General features: G+C 66.2%; 24 protein-coding genes, 1 pseudogene and 2 riboswitches. Of the genes and pseudogenes, 17 read left to right on the top strand and 8 right to left on the bottom strand.

From position 1 onward, the window contains the following. Nucleotides 1-215 precede the first annotated feature (215 nt). Complete coding sequence (locus ACQY5A_RS23110) at nt 216-848, top strand: NUDIX hydrolase (RefSeq protein WP_428342596.1); 633 nt, start codon at nt 216-218, stop codon at nt 846-848. Here the strand turns inward: ACQY5A_RS23110 and thiE are convergent. Beyond that, nucleotides 820-1,491, bottom strand: coding sequence for a thiamine phosphate synthase (thiE, locus tag ACQY5A_RS23105; RefSeq protein WP_428342595.1), 672 nt, complete (start codon nt 1,489-1,491; stop codon nt 820-822). The two genes, ACQY5A_RS23110 and thiE, sit on opposite strands and share 29 nt — an antisense overlap. Before the next feature lie 24 nt (nt 1,492-1,515). Continuing rightward, nucleotides 1,516-1,625: riboswitch (TPP riboswitch) on the top strand. On the opposite strand from thiE, the gene thiO reads away from it, so the two are divergent. The 6 genes from thiO (at nt 1,616) to ACQY5A_RS23075 (ending at nt 6,982) form a co-directional block, all read left to right on the top strand. Beyond that, nucleotides 1,616-2,632 carry a glycine oxidase ThiO gene (thiO, locus tag ACQY5A_RS23100; RefSeq protein ID WP_428342594.1) on the top strand — a complete coding sequence of 339 codons (1,017 nt, stop codon included), beginning with the start codon at nt 1,616-1,618 and terminating at the stop codon, nt 2,630-2,632. Its footprint overlaps the riboswitch before it by 10 nt. A gap of 73 nt (nt 2,633-2,705) precedes the next feature. Beyond that, entirely contained in the window at nt 2,706-2,903 is a 198-nt protein-coding gene (gene thiS / locus ACQY5A_RS23095; RefSeq protein ID WP_428342593.1) for a sulfur carrier protein ThiS, read from the top strand. Continuing rightward, a complete protein-coding gene (locus ACQY5A_RS23090; RefSeq protein WP_428342592.1) occupies nt 2,896-3,657 on the top strand; it encodes a thiazole synthase in 762 nt (253 codons plus the stop codon). The genes thiS and ACQY5A_RS23090 overlap by 8 nt, the downstream gene beginning before the upstream one ends. Nucleotides 3,658-3,664: 7 nt before the next feature. Then, entirely contained in the window at nt 3,665-4,414 is a 750-nt protein-coding gene (locus ACQY5A_RS23085) for an SGNH/GDSL hydrolase family protein (RefSeq protein ID WP_428342591.1), read from the top strand. Between the two features lie 44 nt (nt 4,415-4,458). Continuing rightward, nucleotides 4,459-5,442 carry an anti-sigma factor RsbA family regulatory protein gene (locus tag ACQY5A_RS23080; protein ID WP_428342590.1) on the top strand — a complete coding sequence of 328 codons (984 nt, stop codon included), beginning with the start codon at nt 4,459-4,461 and terminating at the stop codon, nt 5,440-5,442. A 97-nt stretch (nt 5,443-5,539) separates the two neighbouring features. After that, nucleotides 5,540-6,982, top strand: a complete 1,443-nt coding sequence (locus ACQY5A_RS23075) for a M28 family metallopeptidase (protein ID WP_428343304.1) — start codon at nt 5,540-5,542, stop codon at nt 6,980-6,982. Between the two features lie 8 nt (nt 6,983-6,990). Here the strand turns inward: ACQY5A_RS23075 and ACQY5A_RS23070 are convergent, their stop codons facing one another. Further along, nucleotides 6,991-8,841, bottom strand: coding sequence for a serine/threonine-protein kinase (locus ACQY5A_RS23070; RefSeq protein ID WP_428342589.1), 1,851 nt, complete (start codon nt 8,839-8,841; stop codon nt 6,991-6,993). Nucleotides 8,842-8,909: 68 nt separating this feature from the next. Between ACQY5A_RS23070 and ACQY5A_RS23065 the strand changes: the two genes are divergently transcribed. From ACQY5A_RS23065 to ACQY5A_RS23045, 5 genes and pseudogenes are all read left to right on the top strand, one after another. Beyond that, nucleotides 8,910-10,079, top strand: coding sequence for a BTAD domain-containing putative transcriptional regulator (locus ACQY5A_RS23065; RefSeq protein WP_428342588.1), 1,170 nt, complete (start codon nt 8,910-8,912; stop codon nt 10,077-10,079). 83 nt (nt 10,080-10,162) lie between these two features. Continuing rightward, the gene (locus tag ACQY5A_RS23060) at nt 10,163-10,417 is read left to right on the top strand and encodes a hypothetical protein (RefSeq protein ID WP_428342587.1); all 255 of its coding nucleotides are present in this window, start codon (nt 10,163-10,165) and stop codon (nt 10,415-10,417) included. A 9-nt stretch (nt 10,418-10,426) separates the two neighbouring features. Next, nucleotides 10,427-11,148, top strand: a pseudogene (locus ACQY5A_RS23055) (AIM24 family protein). A gap of 118 nt (nt 11,149-11,266) precedes the next feature. Further along, complete coding sequence (locus tag ACQY5A_RS23050; protein WP_428342586.1) at nt 11,267-11,737, top strand: lipoprotein LpqH; 471 nt, start codon at nt 11,267-11,269, stop codon at nt 11,735-11,737. An 80-nt stretch (nt 11,738-11,817) separates the two neighbouring features. Further along, nucleotides 11,818-12,159: a hypothetical protein gene (locus ACQY5A_RS23045; protein ID WP_428342585.1), complete on the top strand. Its 342-nt coding sequence runs from the start codon at nt 11,818-11,820 to the stop codon at nt 12,157-12,159. 46 nt (nt 12,160-12,205) lie between these two features. Here the strand turns inward: ACQY5A_RS23045 and ACQY5A_RS23040 are convergent, their stop codons facing one another. The 3 genes from ACQY5A_RS23040 to ACQY5A_RS23030 are packed head-to-tail and all read right to left on the bottom strand — an operon-like array spanning nt 12,206 to nt 14,363. Next, nucleotides 12,206-12,481 (bottom strand): hypothetical protein, encoded by a 276-nt coding sequence (locus tag ACQY5A_RS23040; protein WP_428342584.1) that lies wholly within the window; start codon nt 12,479-12,481, stop codon nt 12,206-12,208. 8 nt (nt 12,482-12,489) lie between these two features. After that, complete coding sequence (locus tag ACQY5A_RS23035; protein WP_428342583.1) at nt 12,490-13,980, bottom strand: flavin-containing monooxygenase; 1,491 nt, start codon at nt 13,978-13,980, stop codon at nt 12,490-12,492. Between the two features lie 47 nt (nt 13,981-14,027). Continuing rightward, entirely contained in the window at nt 14,028-14,363 is a 336-nt protein-coding gene (locus ACQY5A_RS23030) for a MerR family transcriptional regulator (protein WP_428342582.1), read from the bottom strand. Between the two features lie 109 nt (nt 14,364-14,472). On the opposite strand from ACQY5A_RS23030, the gene ACQY5A_RS23025 reads away from it, so the two are divergent. Further along, the gene (locus tag ACQY5A_RS23025) at nt 14,473-15,207 is read left to right on the top strand and encodes a GAF and ANTAR domain-containing protein (RefSeq protein WP_428343303.1); all 735 of its coding nucleotides are present in this window, start codon (nt 14,473-14,475) and stop codon (nt 15,205-15,207) included. 4 nt (nt 15,208-15,211) lie between these two features. On the opposite strand, the gene ACQY5A_RS23020 is transcribed toward ACQY5A_RS23025, so the two are convergent. From ACQY5A_RS23020 to thiC, 3 genes are all read right to left on the bottom strand, one after another. Continuing rightward, nucleotides 15,212-15,835, bottom strand: a complete 624-nt coding sequence (locus ACQY5A_RS23020) for an alpha/beta family hydrolase (RefSeq protein WP_428343302.1) — start codon at nt 15,833-15,835, stop codon at nt 15,212-15,214. After that, nucleotides 15,835-16,665, bottom strand: coding sequence for a bifunctional hydroxymethylpyrimidine kinase/phosphomethylpyrimidine kinase (thiD, locus tag ACQY5A_RS23015; protein WP_428342581.1), 831 nt, complete (start codon nt 16,663-16,665; stop codon nt 15,835-15,837). The genes ACQY5A_RS23020 and thiD overlap by 1 nt, the downstream gene beginning before the upstream one ends. Nucleotides 16,666-16,726: 61 nt before the next feature. Continuing rightward, the gene (thiC, locus tag ACQY5A_RS23010; protein WP_428342580.1) at nt 16,727-18,364 is read right to left on the bottom strand and encodes a phosphomethylpyrimidine synthase ThiC; all 1,638 of its coding nucleotides are present in this window, start codon (nt 18,362-18,364) and stop codon (nt 16,727-16,729) included. After that, a riboswitch (TPP riboswitch) is annotated at nt 18,356-18,466 on the bottom strand. (Overlaps the previous gene by 9 nt.) A gap of 123 nt (nt 18,467-18,589) precedes the next feature. Between thiC and ACQY5A_RS23005 the strand changes: the two genes are divergently transcribed. From ACQY5A_RS23005 to ACQY5A_RS22990, 4 genes are all read left to right on the top strand, one after another. Continuing rightward, on the top strand, nt 18,590-19,261 hold the full coding sequence (locus ACQY5A_RS23005) for an ANTAR domain-containing protein (RefSeq protein ID WP_428343301.1): 672 nt from the start codon (nt 18,590-18,592) through the stop codon (nt 19,259-19,261). An 87-nt stretch (nt 19,262-19,348) separates the two neighbouring features. After that, on the top strand, nt 19,349-19,720 hold the full coding sequence (locus ACQY5A_RS23000; RefSeq protein ID WP_428342579.1) for an STAS domain-containing protein: 372 nt from the start codon (nt 19,349-19,351) through the stop codon (nt 19,718-19,720). Continuing rightward, nucleotides 19,717-23,637 carry a SpoIIE family protein phosphatase gene (locus ACQY5A_RS22995; protein WP_428342578.1) on the top strand — a complete coding sequence of 1,307 codons (3,921 nt, stop codon included), beginning with the start codon at nt 19,717-19,719 and terminating at the stop codon, nt 23,635-23,637. Before ACQY5A_RS23000 ends, ACQY5A_RS22995 begins: the two co-directional genes overlap by 4 nt. After that, the gene (locus ACQY5A_RS22990) at nt 23,634-23,972 is read left to right on the top strand and encodes an STAS domain-containing protein (RefSeq protein WP_428342577.1); all 339 of its coding nucleotides are present in this window, start codon (nt 23,634-23,636) and stop codon (nt 23,970-23,972) included. The genes ACQY5A_RS22995 and ACQY5A_RS22990 overlap by 4 nt, the downstream gene beginning before the upstream one ends. The last annotated feature ends 11 nt before the right edge of the window (nt 23,973-23,983 follow it).

The raw sequence follows: 23,983 nt of genomic DNA, 5'->3' as shown, positions 1-23,983 counted from the left end.
GACCTCATCTTTCGGGCGTGTGGATGTCGCGAACGGTATTAAGTGGAGTCTAAGAGCCTTTTCCTGAGATGCGGGGACCTGCTTACTCAGATTTCCCGACTCGTTACCGGTCTGCGACACATGCCGCACCATTCAGGGCTTCTACTTGTTTGCTCGGCTCCTCCTCGGGCCCCTTCGCGGCCCGCATCGTCGCCGAGCGCGCTTATCCTGAACGCGTGCGCGGCGACGGTGACGGATGGGTGGTGTCCGACACCGGCAACCCGTATTGGGGCCGATTCGGGGCGGCCGGCCTATTGCTCCGGGCGCCGCGACCGGACGGATCACCGGCGGTGTTACTGCAGCACCGCGCACCGTGGAGCCACCAGGGGGGCACCTGGGGTCTGCCGGGCGGCGCCCGCGACAGCCATGAGAGCCCCGAAGAAGCCGCGGTCCGCGAGGCTCACGAGGAAGCGGGCCTGCTGGACCGGTACGTGTCAGTGCGCGCGACCGTGGTCACCGCTGAGATTTCTGCGGCCAATGGCCACTTCTGGACGTACACCACCGTCGTCGCCGATGCGGCCGAACAGCTGCAGACCGAGCCGAACTTCGAGAGCGCCGAGATGCGCTGGGTCGGCGAGGACGAGGTGGACGCGCTGCCGCTACACCCCGGATTCGCGGCCAGCTGGCAGCGGCTGCGCACCGCGGCCGAGATTCTGCCGCTGAGCCATGACGATCAGCTGCGTCGCAACCTGCCGCGCACGATCGAGATCGAGCAGGGCGTTTTCATCTGGTGCACCGCCGGCCAGCCCGACCACGAGCCGTCGCAGCTGAGCTCGCGGATCAGCTCGCTGCTGCAAGTGCCGAACTGAGCCGCTGCGCCGCGGCACGCGGATCCTCCGCGGCGGTGATCGCCCGGACGACGACGATCCGCCGCGCGCCGGCCGCCAGCACCTCCGGCAGGCGATCCGCGTCGACGCCGCCGATGGCGAACCACGGCTTGTCGCACGCCAGCCCGGCGGTCGACCGCACCAGCGCCAACCCGGGTGCGGCGCGTCCCGGTTTGGTGGGAGTCGGCCAACACGGCCCGACGCAGAAATAGTCGACGTCCTCGGCGATCGCGGCGACGACCTGCTCGGCGTCGTGCGTCGACCGGCCGAGCAGCGTGTCCGGCCCGACGATGTCACGCGCCACCGTCAGCGGCAGGTCGTCCTGGCCCAGGTGCAGCACGGCGGCTCCGGCTGCGCGCGCGATGTCGGCACGGTCGTTGACGGCCAGCAGTGCGCCGTGTCGGCGCGCGGCGTCGGCGAGCACCTCGAGCGCTGCCAGCTCCGCACGCGCTTCCAGCGGACCCAGCCGCTGCTCAGCGGCCGACCCTTTGTCGCGCAGCTGAATGATGTCCACCCCGCCGGCCAGCGCGGCGTCGGCAAATTCGACCAGGTCACCGCGCTCGCGGCGGGCGTCGGTGCAGAGGTAGAGGCGTGCGCTGGCGAGCCGGTCGCATGGTTGGTGCACACGGAGACGCTAACGACTACCGTGGGTGTCCGACACGGGAGTCCCTGGTACGGGGTCTGAGAGTGGGCGCGCCAGCCCTTACCGTCGAACCTGATCCGGATCATGCCGGCGAAGGGAGCGGGAGATGCCATCGGACTTGGGATCGCTGGCCGTCATCGGCGGCGGCGTGATCGGGCTGTCGGTTGCGCGCCGCGCTGCTCAGGCCGGCTGGTCGGTGCGGGTGCACCGCTCCGGGCTACCCGGCGCGTCGTGGGTGGCCGCCGGAATGCTGGCACCGCACAGCGAGGGCTGGCCGGGCGAGGAGCGACTGCTGCAGCTCGGCCTGGATTCGCTGCGGCTATGGCGCGACGGCGGATTCACCGAGGGCCTGCCCGCTCAGGTGATCACCGCACGGGAGTCGTTGGTGGTCGCCGTCGACCGCGCTGATCTGGCCGACCTGCGCACGGTCGCGGACTGGCTGTCCGCGCAGGGACATCCGGTGGTGTGGGAGTCGGCGCCGCGCGAGGTGGAACCGATGCTGGCACAAGGCATTCGGCACGGCTTCCGGGCGCCGACCGAACTCGCCGTCGACAATCGTGCCCTGCTGGACGGACTGGCGGCGGCCTGCGAACAGCTCGGCGTCGAGTGGGCCGGGCCGGTCACCGACGTGTCGTCCGTCGCGGCCGACACGGTCGTGATCGCCAACGGTGTCGACGCCCCGTCGTTGTGGCCGGGCCTGGCGATTCGGCCGGTGAAAGGCGAAGTGCTGAGGTTGCGCTGGCGCAAGGGATGTATGCCGTTGCCGCAGCGGGTCATTCGCGCCCGCGTGCACGGACGTCAGGTGTACGTTGTGCCACGCATCGACGGTGTGGTCGTCGGCGCCAGCCAGTACGAGCACGGCCGCGACACCGCGCCCACGGTATCCGGAGTGCGGGATCTGCTCGACGATGCGTGCACGGTGATGCCGGCGCTCGGCGAATACGAGTTCGCCGAATGCGTCGCCGGTTTACGCCCGATGACGCCGGATAACCTACCGTTGGTGGGACGTCTGGATGCGAGCACTCTGGTCGCCGCCGGGCACGGTCGGTCGGGTTTCCTGCTGGCGCCCTGGACGGCGGAACAGATTATGTCCGAACTCAATGTGGTTGGAGCACAGAGATGACCGCCGGCGACGATGCAGAGCAAGAGAGCGATGTGGGGGCACCTCCCGCTTGCGGGGGAGAGGAGCGGCGCAGATGATTGTGCGCGTCAATGCCGACGATCTCGAGGTCGACGATCACATGACCGTCGCGGCGTTGTTGCAGTCTCTGGGCTATCCGGACCGCGGCATCGCGGTCGCCGTCGAACAAGCCGTCCTACCACGATCGAGTTGGGCCACAACACTTTCCGACGGCGCGAACATCGAGGTCGTCACGGCGGTGCAGGGTGGCTGATTCCAAGCTGACCATCGCGGGGCGCAGCTTCGCCTCGCGGCTCATCATGGGCACCGGGGGAGCGGCCAACCTTGCCGTCCTCGAAGAAGCGCTCGTTGCGTCCGGAACCGAGTTGACCACGGTCGCGATGCGACGCGTCGACTCGGAAGGTGGCACCGGCATGCTCGATCTGCTGAGCCGCCTGGGCATCACACCGCTGCCTAACACCGCGGGTTGCCGCAGCGCCGCCGAAGCAGTGCTCACCGCGCAACTCGCCCGCGAGGCGCTCGGCACCGAATGGGTCAAGCTGGAAGTGATCGCCGACGATCGTACCCTGCTGCCCGATGCAATCGAATTGGTCCGTGCCGCAGAGCAATTGGTCGACGACGGCTTCGTGGTACTGCCCTACACCAACGACGACCCGGCGCTGGCCAAACGGCTGGAAGACACCGGATGTGTGGCAGTGATGCCTCTCGGTTCGCCGATCGGGACCGGCCTGGGAATCGCCAACCCGCACAACATCGAGATGATCGTCGCTCAAGCCGGCGTCCCCGTCGTGCTCGACGCCGGCATCGGAACGGCCAGTGACGCCGCGCTGGCGATGGAATTAGGTTGCGACGCAGTGCTATTGGCCACCGCGGTAACCCGCGCCGCCGATCCTCCCACGATGGCCGCGGCGATGGCTGCCGCCGTCACCGCCGGTTATCTGGCCCGGCGCGCCGGGCGCATCCCGAAAAGGTTCTGGGCTCAGGCGTCGAGCCCGTTGGGCAGCTGAACGAAGCATGAGCCGATACGTCGCGCTCGGCAGCTCGATGGCTGCCGGGCCGGGGATCCGGCCGACCGCGCCGGGTGCGCCGTTCGGATCGGGCCGCTCCGCGCGAAACTATGCCCACCTGGTTGCCGAGCAGCTCGGCCTCGACCTGGTCGACGTCACCTTCTCCGGCGCTACCACCGCGAACGTGCTCACCGAGCGCCAGCGCCGCGCCCCGCCGCAGATCGCGGCACTCAACGGCTCCGAAGCTGTGGTGACCATCACAATCGGCGGCAACGACGTCGGATACGTTCCGCTGCTGATGGCGGCCTCGCTGCCCAGTGTGGCGCGCAGGCTGCCCGCCATCCGCGAACTCCTCGACCGCGACGCGCGCATCGAAGCGCTCGACGGGATCGTCGACGCCTTGAGCGCCGTTGGCACCGCGGTGCGTCGGCGGGCGCCACTTGCCCGGGTGATGTTCGTCGACTACCTCACGTTGTTGCCGGCAGCCGGTGCACCCGCGGCTCCGCTGTGGGCCGATCACGCCGAGCTGGGTCGGCTGATTGCCACACGTCTCGAAGACGCCACCGCGCAGGCCGCCGAGGCCACCGGATGCGAGGTCGTGCGCGCGGGCCAGGCGAGCCGGAATCACCATGCCTGGGCGCCAGATCCCTGGACCGTCGCGGCAGGTTGGCCGCTCCCGTGGCGCCCCGCGCCGTTTCACCCCAACGCAGCAGGTATGCGGGCGGTGGCCGACCTGATCTCGGCAGCGGCTGATTAGTTTTTGACCGCCTGGGTAACTCAACGTTCGACATGCTGCAATTAATGCCGGGGGATTCCTCCGTCGACACGACACCGAGAGCACACGTGCACCGTCGCGGCTTCGACCATTCGGCGCTCTTTTACGAATCAGAGCGCGAATACGTGGATTCGCTGGTGAACTTTGTCCTCGAAGGGCTGGCGCAGGGGCAGGCCATTTTGATCGCGGTGCCGGGAGACCGGCTGGATGCGTTGCGTTGTGCGTTGGGCGACGACGCGGATGACGTGACGATGGCCGACATGGTCGAATTCGGCCGCAATCCCGGGCGGATTCTCGCCGGGCAATACTCGTTCGTCGAGCGCCACCCGGGCCAGCATGTCCGCATCGTCGCCGAATCGGCCTGGGCGGGCCGAACGGAACACGAGTACCTCGCCTGCATGCAGCACGAGGCGCTGGCCAACATCGCGTTCTCGGGCTCGAGCATCACCGGCATATGCCCTTACGACGCATCGTGCCTGCACGAGAGCGTCCTGGCGCACGTCCGCCTCACCCATCCGCAGCTCTGGCAGGGCGGGTCTCGCCGACACAGTCCGGAATATGCCGTCGACACCGCGCTCGAACAGTGCAATCAACCTTTGGTGACCAGTCCGGCCGCCGTGACCTACACCGTCGAGCACGCGCACGACCTGGCCGGCGCTCGCAAATCCGCCGAACGCTACGGCCGGCTGCTCGGGATGGCCCCGGATCGGGTCGCCGACCTCCTGCTGGTCACCACCGAATTGGCCACCAACAGCCTCGATCACGCCGGCGGCCCGTGCGAGCTGGCGTTCTGGTACGACAGCGGGTTCGTGGTGTGTGAGGCACGCGACACGGGCCACTGGGCGGACCCGCTGGCGGGACGCCGGCCGCCGGGCGCGGCCGGCGCCGGCCCGTACGGACTGTTCGTGGTGAACGCGATCGCCGACCTGTTGCGCACGCACACCACCTCCGCCGGAACCACCGTCCACGCCTATCTGCGGCGCGAAGACCCCACCGAAGCGGCGAGCTGACACGGGCCACATGCAAGGTACGAGCCAACGCCTGCGTCTAACCTGGGGCGCGATGGCTACCAAATCAAAAACCCTGCTCGTCACTGTCGCAACATTGATGCTGGCAACCGGCGGATGTTCATCCTCCGACAACGCCAACTCGATGAAACCGATCTCGGCACCGGACTTCGCTGCCTCGCTGCGCGGCCGGGTCACCACGGACGCGATGATGGCCCACCTGACGAAATTGCAGGACATCGCCAATGCCAACAACAGCACCCGCGCGGTCGGCACTCCTGGCTACGACGCCAGCGTCGACTACGTGGTGGGCAAGTTGCGGGACAAGGGTTTTGACGTACAGACGATGCAGTTCGATGCGCACGTGTTCCATGCCGACCCGGGGTCGGTGACTGTTGCCGACAAGAAGGTCGAAGCGCGGGCCCTGGAATACAGCCTCGGTACCCCGCCGGTCGGGGTCACCGGCCCGCTGGTCGCGCTCCCGGTCGATGGAAGTCCGGGCTGCAATCCCACCGACTTCGACAATCTCCCGGTCAACGGTGCCGTGGTGATGGTGGAACGCGGGACCTGCCCGTTTGCGCAGAAAGCCGTCGCCGCCGCGCAGAAAGGCGCGGTAGCTGTTGTCCTGGCGGACAACGTCGTCGAGGAGCACATCGCCGGCACCCTGGGCGAGGCCAACGAGGTCAAGATCCCGGTCGTCGGCGTCACCAAAACCGATGGCGCGCTGCTGCGCACGATCGCGGGTCCCGCGACAGTGCAGGTAGTTGCCGAGACCAAGACCGTCTCGGCCCGCAATGTGGTCGCGCAGACCAAGACCGGTTCGAGCAGCGACGTGGTGATGATCGGGGCACACCTCGACAGCGTCCCCGAGGGGCCCGGCATCAACGACAACGGATCCGGTGTGGCCGCGGTGCTGGAAACCGCCTTGCAGCTGGGCAACGCGCCGGGGGTTCACAACGCGGTGCGGTTCGGCTTCTGGGGTGCCGAGGAACTCGGGTTGGTCGGTTCGCGGAAGTACGTGCAGTCGTTGGATGTCAACGCGCTCAAAGACATCGCGCTGTATCTCAACTTCGACATGCTCGCCTCGCCGAACCCGGGCTACTTCACCTACGACGGGGATCAGTCGCTGCCGGCCGACCAGCGGGGCAACCCGGTTGTGCCCGAGGGTTCCGCCGGCATCGAGCGGTCTCTGGCCGCCTACCTCAACTCCGCCGGAAAGACCCCGCAGGACACCGGGTTCGACGGCAGATCCGACTACGACGGCTTCACCGCCGCAGGCGTCCCGGCGGGCGGGCTGTTCTCCGGCGCCGAGACCAAGAAGTCGGCGGATGAAGCCAAGCTGTGGGGTGGTCCCGCGGACGAGCCATTCGACCCGAACTACCACAAGAGCACCGACACCCTGGAGCACATCGACCGCGGTGAGCTGGGCATCAACGGCGGTGGGGTCGCCTACGCGACCGGCCTTTACGCGCAGGATCTGTCCGGCCGCAACGGCGTCCCGGTCCGTCAAGACCGTACCCGGCACCAGCTCACCAAGAAGTAAGCCGCGACTCAGTCGCCGGTGCGTTCGAACTTGTCCTCGAAATCGACTCCGGCGCAGGTACTCCCGGTTGTCTCGTTGTGGCCGTGACCGGTGAGCACAGGGATCGGATCCTGCAGTGGGTCGGGCAACGGATACTCGGCGCTCAGCTTGATCTGCGCGGTCCCGCCGGTATTGCAGGGCACGGTGCCCTCGTCGTCGCGGGTCCACTTCCCGCCGCCGAACACCAGCGGCACAACGCCGTCGATGGCATGGAACAGGCTCATGCAACGATCGCCGGTTCGCAGGCACACGGTGCGGACTGTGAGATCGTCCTGCCCCGGTGCCGAGCCACCGTTCGCGTAGGTGATCGTCTCGTGGTAGCGGCCGTGCAGCGCTGTCGACGGAGATGCCGCCCGTGGCGGCAAGGACGCCGGGTCGGGGACCTTGGTGAGATCGGGATCGCCGGTGCGGGTGAAGGTCACGGTGCGCTTGGCCGCGCTGCAACTGTTGATGGTGGACCGGGTGGTTTCGCCGGTCAGGGTGCCGTCGGGTTGTGGTTGCAGGGTGAAGACCACCCAGACCTCGGAGGGTGCGTCATTGCAGGACGTCGAACCAAGGCCCACCGCAACCCAATTGGCGCCGACCTGGTCGAAGACCAGGTTCGAGACGAGCACGATTCCGCTGCCACCGGTGTAGGCGGCCGTCGCGATACAGCCGCCCGCGCCGCAGTTGGAGCGCACGTCCCAGGTGCCCGTCATCGGCGGTGCGCCGACGGCCGGTTTGCCCTCGAGGTCGGTGCCGGGACCGTAGTCGGCACGGTAGGTGCCGGAAAACGTATGGACGGTGGCGGCCGACGGAGCGGTCGCGGCCCGATCGTGACGCTGGATCAACAGCATGCCGGCGAACACGGCCGCCACGAGTATCAACGCGCTGACCACAAGTGAGGCAATCAGTTTCGGCCGCGTTACCCGTCGTGTCGGGGTCATCAGTGTAGGTGCCGGCCCGGGCGCGCTCGGCGGTGGGGGAGCCTTCGGTACGTAACCGGACGGCGGGTTCAGGGCGTAGTTCAGCTCCCTGGCGAACTCTCCGCAGCTGGCGAACCGATCTGCGGGCGACTTCGCCATCGCCCTGCCCAGCACCGGGTCCAGCGCGGCCAATTCCGGACGACGTTCCCCCAGCGACGGTATAGGAGCCGCAACATGTTTGGTGATCACCACCGCAGGGTTGGAATCGACATACGGTGGCGCGCCCGTCAACAGGTCAAATGCTGTGCAGGCCAACGCATACTGGTCGGTGCGCCCGTCGAGAGGTTCGCCCCGCAGCTGCTCGGGTGCCGCGTAGGCCATGGTGCCGACCGCCATGTTCGTCGCGGTCAGCCCGGCCGGGTCGTCGATGAGACGCGCAATACCGAAGTCGGCCAGAAAGATTCGCTGCGCCTTGGGATCGAGCAGGACGTTGGCCGGTTTGACGTCGCGGTGCAGCAGCCCCTGCTGGTGTGCGTAATCCAGCGCCGACGCAACGGCGGTGACGATCTCGACCGCTTGACCGGGGCGCAATCCTTGCGGGTGGTGCTCACGTACCAGCCGGGACGCATCGGTGCCCCCGACGTAGTCCATCGAGATCCACAACTGCCCGTCATGTTCGCCGCGGTCGTGGACACCCAGAATGTTGGGATGCGACAGGCTGGCGGTCAGATCTGCCTCGCGCAGAAACCGCTCACGGTACTGCGGATCGGCGGTCCATTGCGGTGGCAACACCTTCAGCGCATCTTGGCGCGGCAGCCGCGGATGAGCGGCCAGATACACCGTTCCCATACCGCCCGCGCCGAGGACGCGCAGGATCGTGTACCCCGCGAACGCTTCGCCTACCGAGACCGGCATGGGCAGATCCTATCCGGAAGCTATGCTGCTTTTGTTTAGCTGGCGAACCTGGTGAACGCGGAAACCTCATGATGGCCGACGAGTTGGGTACTGGGCTGTCCTTTGCGACAGCTCAGTTCGGCGTATTGGGCCCGTTGCAGGTGCGCATGGGCGATCAACCGGTGCCATTGGGCACGCCGAAGCAGCGTGCGGTGCTGGCGATGTTGATCGTCAATGCGAATCGGCCGGTGAGCATCGACTCGCTCATCGGTGCCGCATGGGATCAACGGCCCCCGCAGGGAGCGCGGGCCACCTTGCATGCCTACATCTCTAACCTGCGCCGGCTGATGAACGACGCAGGCATCGACCGTTCCGTGCTGGCCAGCATGCCGCCGGGCTATCAGCTGTCGATCAGCGACGATCAGTACGACTTCGGCCGCTTCATCGCCGCGCGAAATGCCGGAGTGCAGGCCGCCGCCGCCGCACAATTCGAGGAGGCCGGCCAGCACCTAGTGGCAGCCCTCGATCAGTGGCGCGGCCCGGTTCTGGAGGACCTGAGCGACTTTCACTTCGTGGAGACTCTGGCCGCGGCCCTCGACGAGGAACGCGTATTGGTCTACATCGCGCGTTCCGAGGCCGAAATCGCCTGCGGGAGGCCACATACCGTGATCTCCGAGCTCGAGGCGCTGACCGCCAGGCATGGGTATCGAGAACCGTTGTGGGCGCAGCTGATTACCGCCTACTACCTGGCTGACCGCCAATCGGACGCTCTGGATGCGTACCTGCGGCTGAAAGCTCTGCTGGCAGAAGACCTGGGTATCGACCCAGGCTGGACGATCCGCGAGCTGTACGAGCGGATCCTGCGCCAAGAGCCGTTGGATGCGCGCAAGGTCGCCCAGACCCACGCCGAGGACACCATTGTCGCGCAGTCGGACAACGCAATCCGCGTCCGGCGCTCCGTGGTGGCGGCATTGGTGGGCGCGGACGGGCGGCGCCATGCATTGACCGGCACGGCCACCCGGATCGGCCGAAGCCCGGACAACGACATCGTGCTGTCCGATGCCAAGGTCAGCCGCCACCACGCCGTCATCGCCGATGACGGTCGCACGATGCTCATCACCGATCTGGGTTCGGCAAACGGAGTCCGGGTGAGCCGTACCCGCATCGACCCCAGCGCCGAACTGCACAACGGCGATCGCGTCCGGATCGGCGACGAGGAATTCATCCTCGACACCGGCGCCGACCCTCCGTCGCATTAAGGATCCAGTAAGCGCTGTCCCGGACAGTGAGCAAGCGCAGGTGTTCCACCGCAGCACCGCGACCTCACGAAAGGACAACGCGCATGAAGATTCTGCCCCCCAACATCGAAGAACAAATCGACCGGATCGATCGCAACCGCAGCCTGATGATCGGGATCAGCATAGGGCTGCTTGCCTTTTGGTGCCTCTACCGGGTGCTGTGGTCGATCTACCTCTCGCTCACGTACGACTTCCTGTTCGGGTCACTGGTGTTCTCCATCGTGCTGTGGGGCGTGATCGGCGTCGTCGCGACGGTTGCCGCCACCGCCTTCCTCACGCGCTACGCCAAGCGCCCCTGAGCCGGGACGATGATCAATTCCGCCTATCGACCCGAGCCTCCGCAGCTACTGCCCACCACCGTCGCCGACGGGCGCGCCCCAGGCGTGTTCTACCGCATCGACGGAGAGTTGGTTCCGGTGCTGCACCTCTGGCTCGACGGCAGCGTGCCGGTGTTCTTCGAGCACCACGTGATTTTGTGGAAGGACCCTGGGCTCGACATCGGGCTCAGGGGAAAGGGCGCGCTCAAGCGGATGGTCGCCGGCACGCAGCTGTTCATGACCGAGGCGCGCGGACCGGGCCAGGTTGCGTTCTCCCGCGACGGCACCGGGCACGTCTTTCCGCTGCATCTGCGCCCCGGCGCCGCCATCGAGGTGCGAGAACACCAATACCTCGCGGCCACTGGCAATGTGGAATATGGGTTCAGCCGCCAAAAGGGGTCCGGAACATGCTGTTCGGCTCGACCGGCTTCTTCGTGGACCGGTTCGCCGCAGCAGATTCGGAAGGCGTGGTGTGGCTACACGGATACGGCAACGTCTTCGAGAAGGTCTTGGCGCCCGGTGAACAGATCGATGTCGAGCCCGGGAGCTGGATCTACCGCGACGAGGGTGTCCGGATGGAGCCGCAAGTCTACGGATTGCGCACCGGAATGTTCGGTGGCACCGGAAATCTCGTCTTCAATCGGTTCACCGGGCCCGGTCGCATCGGTCTGCAGTCGATGTACGTGGACATGTCAGCTGACGCGTCGACGTGAGCGTGCTGACCTGCGAGCCAATTGGCGGTCAGCCGGCGGATCCGCATTAAGGATCCATGAAGCCCAGTCCCGCACAGTGATTACGCACCACGTCAGCAATACAAACAAGGAGCCAACAATGAAACGCGAAGTCCTGATCATGGCCGGCACGGCGGCCACCCTCGCCACGGTGATGGTGGGTTGCTCACACGGCGACAAGGCCACCAGCGTCGGCAACGCCGCAGTCGCACCCGCCGGAGCGTCGAACACCAAGGTGGTCGTCGATGGCAAAGACCAAAACGTCAAGGGCCAGGTTGCCTGCACCAAGGCTGCCGGCTCGGTGAACATCGCCATCGCCGGCGGGTCTCCCGGAACGCCCACGGGCATCGGGGCCGTACTGTCGGACGCCACACCGCCGGTCGTCAAATCCGTTGCGCTGGGCAATGTCAACGGTGTGTCACTGGGCGTCGGCGGCACCACCGGCAAGGCCGATGCCACTAAGGACGGCAGCTCGTACAAGATCAGCGGCACCGCCAGCGGCGTCGACATGGCCAACCCGATGGGTGGACCGGTCAACAAGCCGTTCGAACTCGACGTCACCTGCCCCTGACGCCGCCGACCGCCGGGTACGTACCGCTCAGGCGTACCCGGCGGTCGTTCGGTATCCCTGCGACCAAAAGGAACAACCTCATGAACAACAACAACAAACCCGTCATCATCGTGGCCGCCGCGATCGCCGCACTGTTCGCCGTCTCGTTCGTGGTGCGCTTCGCCGCGCTGACCGAGATGGGCCTGCCCGGCAGCTGGATGCTCTTCCTCTGCCTGCCGGCGGGAGGCATCGGCCTGCTCGTCGTGTTGTTGAGGCTCGGCATGCTCAACGGCTTCAGCCAGAATTTCAGCGCGTTCACCCCCGCCTCGCCTGCACCGACGAAGTCGCAGCGGCTGCAGGAGATCGAGAACCTGCGCGCCAACGGAGCCCTGTCCGACGACGAATACACCGCCGAGCGCAGCCGGATCATCTCCAGCATCTGAATACAGTTGCGGCTCAAACGATCTCGGCCAGCAGCAGCATCGGTGCCTACGTCTTTTGAGACTGGCGGATGGTACTGCCGCCCAGGTACGCGAGGTATCCGATGATCCCGACCACACCGAGGCTGCGGGTCTGCCGACTCGCAAAACTCAGCCCGAGCACCGTTTCGATGCTCCCGTTGGTGTAGACGTGCTGGCGGGTGTTGCGCGGGAACGCCGACTTGGTGATCGGCTCGAACAACCCCGGGCTGGTGAAGTGAGCCAGGCCGGCGCCGGCCAGGGCCAGGCCCGAAAAGCGGGCGATGCGATTACTTTTGCGCGACATGCTTCTCCTTAGCTGATCGCGAAGTCGCTCAGCGGAAAGTTCGACGCTTCCTCGAGTGCCGTCGAGGTGGCCATCGGCCGCAACAGCGACGGTTCTCCGCTGGGGTTGAAGTAGTAGGAGCGCGAGGTGGCGCAGTTGCCGAGGATCCACAGCGAATCACCCAGCAATTCCGTCATCCGGTCGAGGTAGCGCGCGTTGGCCTCCTCGGTCACCTCGAAGGTGTCCGCGTCCTGACGTCTGAGCTCGGCGAAAAGCCGCTCCATCAACCGCATTTGGTATTCCATGGTGTTGAAGAAGTTCAGTCCCAGGAAGGCGAACGGGCTGGCCAGGCTCAGGTAGTTCGGGAAGTAGGGCATCGACACGCCCTGATACGCCTGGAATCGCGTGTCACGCCACCACTTTCCGAGGTTACGGCCGTCGCGACCGATCACCTCGATGGCCGGGAAGTTGGCCTCCCACAGGTCGAATCCGGTGGCCAGCACCAGGGTGTCGATGTGGGTCTTCGATCCGTCGGCGTTGACGATCCCGTCGGCGTCGATGCGGTCGATGCCGTCGGCCTGCAGGTGGACGTGCGGCTTGGTGAAGCTGCGGAAATAGGTGTTGGAGAACGTCGGTCGCTTACAACCGAGGTCGTAGTCGGGGGTGAGCTTGCGGCGCAGTTCCTTGTCGCGAATCGCGATGAACTGGTTGATCTTGCACAGATCCATCGCGGAGATGTTGAGCCGACGGTTCAGCGGGACCCGGTATCGCACCAGGCCGACGGTGATCATCAGCTCGTAGATGGTGTCGGTGATCGCGCGGATCGCCCGCTGTGTCCACGGCAGATGCGCGAAAAGCTTTTTGGCCCGCTCCGAGAACCGCAAATCGACCTTCGGCGCCACCCAGATCGGAGTGCGCTGGTAGACGGTGAGGTCGGCGGCCTTGTCGGCCAGCTTCGGAATCAGCTGCACGGCGGTGGCGCCGGTCCCGATGATGCCGATGCGCTTCCCGGTGGGATCGAAGTCGTCCTCCCATTCGGTGGTGTGGATGACCTTGCCCTGGAATGTCGCGATCCCCGGAATGTCGGGTGTTTTCGGTTGAGACAGGAACCCGGTGGCGGTGATCAGGTAGCGCGTCGAGACCACGTCGCCACCGGACAGCGCGACCTGCCAGCGACGGGTCTCGTCATCCCAGCGGGCGCTCTCGACGACGGTGTTGAACCGCATGTGCCGGCGCACGTCGTACTTGTCGGCCACCCCGGCGGCGTACTGCTTGATCTCCGGGCCCGGGGTGAACAACCGCGACCAGTTCGGGTTCGGTTCGAAGAAATACGAGTAGGTGGTGGTGGGGACGTCGACAGCCAGTCCCGGGTAGTGGTTGACATGCCAGGTTCCACCGAGGTCGTTCTCTCGGTCGAGGATGACGAAGTCGTCGATACCCAGGCGCTTCAGTTGAATTGCCGCCCCGATACCGCCGAAGCCGGCCCCGACGACGAGTGCCTCGAACTGCTCCGAACTCATGGGACGACAATATACCCGGTACCCGTGGTACTGGTAATTGCCGTGGCTCAACCGGATGCGGGCCTGCGCCCCGCTTTCTCACCGGATCCGCGGTTCTCGGCGGCCAGTGCCGCGTTGTCGTCCTCGAGGTCGAGGATGCGTCCAATGCCGGCGATGTTGACTCCGTCGGCGACCAATCGGCCGATTCGTCGCAGGCGTGCCAGGTCGTCGGCGCTGTAGCGGCGGGTGCCCCCGTCGCTACGAGTCGGGGTGAGCAGGCCGTGGCTCTCGTAGAGGCGCAACGACTGCACGGGGATACCGGAGAGTTCCGCGGCCACGGAGATTCCGTAGACCCCTTGGCTGGCGGCGGGCTGGTCCTGAGTGTCAGCGTGATCGTTCGTCAAAATCATCCTTGGTGACGGCTGCAGGAAACCTTTTTACCATACTTGCGACTTGCCATGGCAGGTGGTATATAAAATCTTTGCCAGACAGCATAGGTAATTGGCGCGACCGATGAAGGATCTCGAGGATCAGGAGGTTGTCATGCCCTCGCGTACACCCGTTGATCTACCTGGCGTGTTCACGTCCCTCGCCGACATCGCCCGCGGGGCCGCATCGCAGAAGGAGATTTACGCCGCGATATGTGTGGCGGCAACGCTGACGATCCCCGGATGCGACCACGCCAGCCTGATGATCCGTCACAACGGCGCTTTCAGCACGGCGGCCGTCAGTGATGGCATCGCGCGCCACATCGACAAGCTGGAGTTGGCGCTCGGCAGCGGACCCTGTCTCGACGCCATCGAAGAGCGCACCGCTCAAATCGAGACGAACCTGACCTCGGGCGACCGGTGGCCGGCGTTGACCAGCCGTGTGCTCGCTGACACCCCGGTACGCGGTGCGTTGAGCGTTCAGGTGCCGGTCGATCGGTCCCGAATCGGCGCACTCAACCTGTTCTCCGACAGGCCCCATGCCTTCGACGAGCGGTCCATCGAGCATGCGCACTTATTGGGCGCGTTCGCCACGGTCGCCACCAATGCCGTGGCGCAGGGTGAGGATGCCGCCTCACTGCGACGCGGACTCGCCAGCAGTCGCGAGATCGGGAAAGCCATCGGCATGCTGATGGTGTTGAACGACGTCTCCGACCAAGATGCCTTCGGTCTGCTGCGTCAGACGTCGCAGGCGACCAACGTCAAGCTCGCCGACATCGCGGCCGACGTGGTGCGTACGCGCAACCGTCCCGCGGTCTGAGTGGCTAGCCGCGGCCGAGCAGGCGTAGTGCCGCCGCCACGGCCAGCCCGGGCACGTCGAGGGTCTTGGAGCCCAGATCGTGGCGGGCGCCGGCGATCTCGACGATCTGGGTCGGCGCGGCGATCAGTGCCGCGGCATCACTTACCTCGGCCGGTGTACCGAACGGGTCCGATGTGCCATGGGTGAATACCGTCGGCACCGCAACGTCGGGTAGGTGTTCGGTGCGGGCACGTTCGGGCTTACCCGGTGGATGCACCGGGTAGGAAAACAGCGTCAGCACGTCGACCTGCGCTTCTTGCCCGGCGACCACCATCGAGGTCATCCGGCCGCCGTAGGAATGTCCGCCCGCGATCACCGGGCCGTCCGCTAGTTCGCGGCACACGTTGATCGCCTCGACGATGCCGGCCCGATCGCTGGTTGCTGAATTCGACGGCGGGCCTTTGGGCCGTCGCCGCCGGTACGGAAGGTCGTAGCGGACCGCCAGCCAGCCGCGTCGGGCCCACTCGTCGCAAAGTCGTTGCAGCAGAGGCGATTCCCGATTGCCGCCGGCCCCGTGCGTCAGCACCACCACACCGGCAGGCGTGCCGTGGGGTTCGTGGGCGATGCCCGCGATCTGCTCGAGGTCGATCACGAGTGCAGCCTGAACAGCGGAGAGACCGGGCCGTGGCCGTGTCCGAGTGGATAGGAGGTCCGCAGACATTCGGTCACCCAGCCCTTGGCGAACGAGACGGCGTCGATCAGGGGATAGCCGTTCGCCAGCGCACACGCGACCGCCGCGGCCAGCGTGTCGCCGGCGCCGTGGTCGTGGCCGGTGTTCACTCGCGGCGATTCGTACTCGTGAAATTCGTTGCCGTCGAACAACAAATCGGTGCTGCTGGCCGAACCGGGCATATGTCCACCCTTGACCATGGCCCATTTCGGTCCCAGCGCATGCAGTGCGCGAGCCGCGTCGGCTTGGCTGCTCGAGTCGACGACGTCGATGTCCACTAGCAGCCGCACCTCGTGCAGGTTCGGTGTCACCAGAGTCGCCAGCGGAAACAGTTCGGCGCGAAAGGAATTCAGCGCATCCTCGTCGAGCAGCGCGTCGCCGTGCATCGATGCGCATACCGGGTCGACCACCAGTGCTACGCCCGCACCGTGTTCGCGCCAGCTCTGCGCGACGGCTCCGATGATCTCGGCCGAGGCGAGCATCCCGGTCTTGGCGGCCTGCAGTCCGATGTCGTCACACACCGCGGCGATCTGAGCGGCGACCACCTCGGACGGAACGCAATGGAAGTCCTTGACGCCCAACGAGTTCTGCACCGTCACCGCGGTCACGGCGCACAGTGTGTGGACGCCGAGCAGGGTGCAGGTCCGAATATCGGCTTGCATCCCTGCGCCGCCGCCGGAGTCGGATCCGGCGATCGTCAGCACCCGCAGCGGTGTCGCCCCGGGCGGCGCCAGCGGAAGGTAAGTCACTGGGCTCGATGAGCGCCGACCCGATTCGCCCGGCTTGAACATTTCTGCCACATCCGCGGCATCACTGCTGGGCAAGAGGCAGATACACCCGGTTACCGTGCTTGGCGAACTCGGCCGATTTCTCGGCCATGGCTGCCTCGATGGCTTCCTCGCTGTCGAGTCCGTGCTTGGCCGCGTAGTCCCGGACATCCTGGGTGATGCGCATCGAGCAGAACTTCGGCCCGCACATCGAGCAGAAGTGCGCGGCCTTGGCCGGCGCCGCCGGCAGCGTTTCGTCGTGGTACTCCCGGGCGGTGTCCGGATCCAGCGACAGCGCGAATTGGTCGTTCCACCGGAATTCGAAACGAGCCGTCGACAGGGCGTTGTCGCGCTCCTGGGCGTGCGGATGGCCCTTGGCCAGATCGCCTGCGTGCGCGGCGATCTTGTAAGCGATCACCCCGTCCTTGACGTCCTTGCGGTCGGGCAGGCCGAGGTGCTCCTTGGGCGTCACGTAGCACAGCATCGCCGTGCCGGCCTGGGCGATGATCGCTGCGCCGATCGCCGAGGTGATGTGATCGTAGGCCGGCGCGATGTCGGTGGTCAGCGGTCCCAGTGTGTAGAACGGGGCCTCCTCGCACAGCTCCTCTTCCAGCCGAACATTCTCGACGATCTTGTGCATCGGGACGTGGCCCGGACCCTCGATCATCACCTGCACGCCATGGGCTTTCGCGATCTTGGTCAATTCGCCCAACGTGCGCAGCTCGGCGAACTGCGCGGCATCGTTGGCGTCGGCGATCGAGCCGGGCCGCAACCCGTCACCGAGAGAGAAGGTGACGTCGTATTGCGCCAGGATGTCGCAGAGCTCTTCGAAGTTGGTGTACAGGAACGATTCCTGGTGATGCGCCAGACACCAGGCGGCCATGATGGAGCCGCCGCGGGACACGATGCCGGTCACCCGCTTAGCGGTCAGCGGCACGTACCGCAGCAGCACGCCGGCGTGCACAGTCATGTAGTCGACACCTTGCTCGCACTGCTCGATCACTGTGTCGCGGTACATCTCCCAGTTCAGCTCGGTCGGGTCGCCGTCCACCTTCTCCAACGCCTGATAGATCGGCACCGTGCCGACCGGCACGGGCGAGTTCCGCATGATCCACTCGCGGGTGGCGTGGATGTCCTTACCGGTGGACAGGTCCATGATGGTATCCGCACCCCAGCGGGTAGCCCACACCATTTTGTCGACCTCTTCGGCGATCGACGACGTCACCGCCGAGTTGCCGATGTTGGCGTTCACTTTGACCGCGAACGCCTTGCCGATGATCATCGGCTCGCTCTCGGGGTGGTTGTGGTTGGCCGGGATCACCGCACGCCCACGAGCGACCTCGTCGCGCACCAACTCGGCCGGCATCTGTTCGCGCGCCGCGATGAAGGCCATCTCGGCGGTGATCTCACCGGCGCGGGCCCGCTGCAACTGGGTGCCGCGGTCGCGAACCACGCCCGGGCGCGCCGACAGGCCGGTCGTCACATCGATCACCGCGTCGGCGTCGGTGTAGGGGCCCGAGGTGTCGTAGAGGTCGAAGTGTTCGCCGTTGGAAAGGTTGACCCGCCGGAACGGCACCTTGGCGGCAGGCCCGCCGGGGGAGATTTCAAGCTCCCGGTAGAACTTGGCGCTGCCGGCAATCGGGCCGGTGGTCACGGTCGGTTCGACTGCTAAATCGGTCATGTGTCGTCTCCCTACGTCGGCATTACCCGATCAGGTTCGTACGGTCGACGGCCCCGAGCCGTCCTCTCAGCGCACCGGGCGTGCGCTCCCGCTGTGATGGATGTCCCCACGCTAGCGCAGTGCGCGCTTCGTGCAGCCTTACCGGATCAGGTGGCCCGGAATCGGTAGGCAAGGTCTGGTATCGGTGGAAGGATATTCACTGTGCGCGAGGGGGCCGAAACAAGCATTGGAGCCGAGGCCTGGCCCGCCCGGTGGCCGGCCGTCGACGCGGACAAACCCGGCGTCGGCTCGTTCCGCTTCTGGTTCGTCGGCCAACGGTGGGAATGGTCCGACGAGCTGGCCCGGATGCACGGTTACGAACCCGGGGCGGTCGAGCCGACGACCGAGCTACTGATGTCGCACAAGCACCCCGACGACCGGGGTCATGTTCAGGATCTGCAGGACCGGGCGTTGTTGTCCCGGAGCTCGTTTTCCAGCCGTCATCGCTTCATCGACACGGCCGGCATCGAGCACGACGCGATCGTGGTGGCCGACCGGGTGTCCGACCCGACCGGCGCGGTCGTCGGGACCGCCGGCTACTACCTCGACCTCACCGCCACCTTCGTCGAGACCCGGCAGGTGGCCCTCGACGAGGTGCTACCGGACCTGTTCGAGGCCCGCGCCGTCATCGAGCAAGCCAAAGGCATCCTGATGGCCGTCTACCGGGTCAGCCCGGAGCAAGCGTTCAGTGTGTTGCGCTGGCGATCGCAGGAGACCAACACCAAGCTGCGCTCGCTGGTCAAACAGCTCATCACCGAAATGTCCACGCAGCCAGCGCCGTCGGCGGATGTACAAGCCGCCTTCGACCATCTGCTGCTGACCGTCCATCAGCGTATTCCGGGTGAATCCACCACGTGACGTCACTGCCGGTTAGGCTCGGTCGAACGGTGGACGACAAGTCGGGGCACTTGCATCCAGCTGAGTGCGGCGAAGCGGGTGGGCGCGATGGAACTGTTGGCGGTCGACTCTGAGGGTCGACCCGACGCTGTGCTGGTGCATGTCACCGGGGAAATCGATTCCAGCACCGCAAGCGAATTCAGGTCGAAGCTGGAGTCCGCGCTGCAGCAGGCGGGCGGCCACGAGTCCCGATTGCTGATCCTCGATCTGCAGGGGGTGACGTACTTCGGCAGCGCCGGGCTCAACGCCGTGCTGGACACCCACAAACAGGGTTTGCGCGCCGGTATCTCGGTACGGTTGGTCGCCGAGAACGACTTGGTGGTTCGCCCGATCGAGGTGACGAACTTGGACAGCCTGCTCGACCTGTACCCCTCCTTGCCGAATGCATTGGAGGGCCGTGAGTCCGAGCAGGGGTCGTGAGCGGGGAGCAACGCCGCGGATGGCCACGCGATCCGAAAGTCCTGCCACCTGACCTCGCCGCCGCAGTAGCGCGCGGCGGGGAAATGGGCCGACGCTTCGCCGAGTTCGACTGGACCGCACACCCGCTCGGGCCGCCGCAATCATGGCCGACGGAAATGCGGTCGGTGATCGCCATGGTCTTGATGTCCAGCTTTCCGATGGTGTTGTGGCTCGACACCGAAGAACTGTTCCTGATCTACAACGACGCATACATCCCGATCCTCAGCGACCGGCACCCGGCCGCGCTGGGCCAGCGTGGGCAGTACGCCTGGTGGGATGTGTGGGAACCGGTCCGTCCGATGCTCAACGGCGTCATCGAAACCGGAAAAGCGACGTGGTCGCGCGACTTGATGCTGCGGATCCTGACCGCAGGCCGTCGCCGGGAGCGCTACTTCACCTTCACCTACAGCCCGCTGCTCGGCGAGGACGGCACGACCTTCGGAATCATCTGCCCGTCGTTCGAGACCACCGAGCGGGTGTTGAGTGAACGCCGACTTCAGTTGCTCAACACGGTGGCATCGGCCGTCATGGACACCAACACGATTGATGACGCATTGCGGGCCGCCGTTGCGGTGTGCGCCGCCCGACCCGCCGACGTGCCGTTCGTCGCGGCGTATGTCGGTGATCCCGAGACCACCGAAGTCACGCTGCGAGCGGCGACGCCATCGGTGCTGTCGTTGCTGCCACCGACGCTAGCGAAGTTGACGAAATCCGCGACGGTGCCGCGGGCCCGGTCGGAAGCCCAGGTCATCGACAACGTCGCCGCGATGATCGACGGTGTCCACGACGCGCTGGGCGACGGCTGCCCAGACCATGCGCTGCTGCTGCCGCTGGGCGAGGGACCGACCGCCGGGGCGCTGCTGGTCGGGACGAATCCGCTCGCCCCGCTGGACGACCAGTACGTCGGCTTTTGTCAGTTGCTCGCCGACCAGCTGTCCTCGGCGATGGCGTCCGCGGTGTCCTACGAGCAGCAGCGGGAGCGGGCGGACGCGCTCGCCGAATTGAACCGTGCGAAAACGGCCTTCCTCACCAACGTCAGCCATGAGTTCCGCACGCCGCTAACGCTTTTGCTCGGTCCGCTCGAGGATGCGCTGTCGGACAGCAGTCCCGGCAGTGCGATCGAGAATCAGCTCAGCATCGCGCGGCGCAACGCGGGCCGTTTACAACGGCTGGTCGACTCGTTGCTGGATTTCTCCCGGATCGAGGCCGGCCGCGCCACCGCCAATTTGCTGTGCACCGATATCGGCGCGCTGACCTCGCACATCGCGTCGTCGTTCTCCGAACTGTGCGAGCGGGCCGGCCTGGAGTTGATGCTCGACTGTCGCTCGGTGCTGGCCGACGTCGATCCGGCAATGTGGGAGACGATCGTGGGCAATCTGTTGTCCAATGCGGTGAAGTACACCACGGCGGGCTCCATCACCGTGACGGCGCGAAGCGATGCGTCCCTCTGCCGCATCATGATTCGCGACACCGGCGTCGGCATTGCCGAAGCGGACCTGAAGCGCTTGGGGGAGCGGTTCTTTCGCGCGGAGGGCGCCCACGGACGCAGCGTGGAAGGCACCGGAATCGGATTGTCGTTGGTGCAGGGCCTCGTCGACCTGCAACACGGCACAGTGGAGTTCGACAGCAAATTGGGGCGCGGCACCGTTGTCACCATCCGGTTGCCCCGGTCGGTGCACGGTATACCGGTCGACCATTCGCCCACCGCGTTGCTGGACAGCCCCTATATCGCCGAAGCGGACGGGTGGATCGCATCGCGACCGTCGTCGCCCAGCGACATCGCCCTCGCACCAGACGCGCGCGATGTGGTGCTGATCGCCGACGACAACGCCGATATGCGAGCGCATTTGGAGCGCGTGCTGTCGGCGCACTGGCGAACGGCGCTGGTCGCGGATGGACAGGAAGCCATCGAGGCCATCCGCAAGCTGCGCCCGGCCGTCGTCGTCACCGATGTGATGATGCCGCGACTGAACGGCTTCGAACTGATCGAGGCTATCCGTGCCGATCCGGCGCTGGCCGCCACCCCGGTGCTGATGCTGTCAGCCCGGGCGGGCGCGGAAGCGATCAGCGAAGGATTCGCCGGCGGCGCCGACGACTATCTACCGAAGCCGTTCCGATCACAGGATTTGATCGATCGGGTAGCGGCGCGGGTGTCCGCCGCGGCGCGTGAACGCGCCAATCGGCGATCCAGTGACGCCCGAGCGCAAATCGCGCTGGACTTCGCCCAACTCGAGGCGGCTCTGCAGGCCGCCGACTCGGGGGCGGCGATCGTCGAGGCGCTGCAGGGCGCTACGTTGGGGATGGGCGAAGCGCCGATCATCTGCCTGGGATTGCTTGACGCCGACGGCAAGAAGCTGCGATTCGAATACGGTTCACCGGTCCCCCCGGAAATCCGCGACCGCTACCACATCGCGTCGATGGACACCCCGATCGTGCCCGTCGATGTCATCAGGACCGGTCAACCGATGATCATCACCGATACGCTCAACCTGAGCTCACGCTACCGTCACGTGGTGAGCGAGACGGTGGACGCGGTGCGATCGTGTATCAGCCAGCCACTGCGGGGTCTGGACGACAAGATCATCGGTTCCCTCGGAATGTTGTGGTCGTCACCTCAGGACTTCGATCCCGCCGAACTCGATTGGGCCGCACAGGTTGCCAAGATCACCCAATCGGCCGTCGAACGCATCCGCAGCGTGCAACGGGAACACCGGATCGCTGTCGACTTCCAGGACCATCTGCTCGACCTCGACCACGGCTCGACGGCGGCGGTGGTCGCTGCCGTCTATCAGCCCGGTGGCGAGGCAATGCGCGTCGGCGGCGACTGGTATCTGGTTGTGCCGCTGGAACAGCAAGGGCAGATTGCCATTTCGGTCGGCGACGTCGTTGGGCACGGACTGCCTGCCGCAATCGCGATGAGCCGGCTACGGGCAGGCGTCGCGGCGAGCACACTGACCGACGCGGACCCAGGCACGGTATTGGCCACCTTGGACCGGTATGCGGCGACCGTGCCGGGTGCGCGCTGCGCGACGGTCAGCTACGCGGTGATCGACGACGGCTCGGACCCCGAGACCGGGGACGGCGTCGCCCGTATCAGCTATTCCTGTGCGGGACATCCCTATCCGCTGCTGGTGACCCCGGACCAAGCGCCGGTGTACCTGACAGATGGTCGGCGCCCTCCGGTGGCCGCCTGGGAAAGCCCGCTGAAGGCCAACACCGCACTCCATGAACTGCCGCCGGGCAGCGTGATCCTGCTCTACACCGACGGACTGATCGAACGGCCGGGCGAGGGGCTCGACCACGGGTTCACCAGGCTGCAGGGCGCGGCGGCATATCGCGCCGACCTTCCGGTCGGCGACCTGTGCGACGAGCTGCTCGAGCGGATGGCCCCGGCCGGCGGCTACACCGACGACGTCGTTTTGCTGGCACTGCGTCCATGCCACAGCTCGGCGCGTAGTTTTGCCACCGTGGTGTCCGCGTCGCTGGACCACATCGCCGGTGCGCGACATCGGTTGCGGGACTGGCTTTCCTGCATCGACGTGGACCCGCGGCGGGAATCCGACATCCTGCTGGCTACTGGAGAGGCGGTGACCAATGCCATCGAGCATGGCAGCGGAGGCGATGTCGGCATGACGGTGTCGATCGAAGCGTTCGTCCGCGGCCAGACCGTCACCGCGACGGTCAGCGATGCCGGTCAGTGGTCGGGCGATTCGTCGGCCAGTCAGCGCAGCTTGGAACGTGGTCGCGGGCTGACCATGATCAACGGCCTCGCCGACGGCGTGCGAACCGTGCGCACCGCTGCGGGCACCCGGATCACGTTGACGTTCGAAGGCGCGATCCTGCCGGACAAGGGTCTGGTGGAAGGCCGCACGACATGAGCCGCGCGGAGTTCCAGCTGGAAACACTGAAGGACCAGGGCCCGTCAGCACCCGCCGAAGTGGCCGTCACCGGCGAGGTCGATGCGTCCAATGTCGTCGAGTTCACCCGATCGGTGCGCGACCTCTCGGGTGCGAGGCCGATCATCCTGCAGCTCAGCAGCGTCAAGTACCTGGACAGCGCCGGGTTCTCGGCCCTGGATCGACTGCTCGCCGACGACCAGATCGTCATCGTGTTGGCGCCCGACAGCTTCATGTACCGGGTGGCCGAGCTGATGTGCATGCCGATTCATCACGACGCCAAGGCGGCGCGCAAAGCGCTGAAAGGTGCCGGCTGACTTCGGACGCG

Source organism: Mycobacterium sp., assembly GCF_965277065.1.
Classification (GTDB): Bacteria; Actinomycetota; Actinomycetes; order Mycobacteriales; family Mycobacteriaceae; genus Mycobacterium.
Note: the sequence above shows the minus strand (reverse complement) of the source record. Positions and strands in the feature narration are given on the sequence as shown.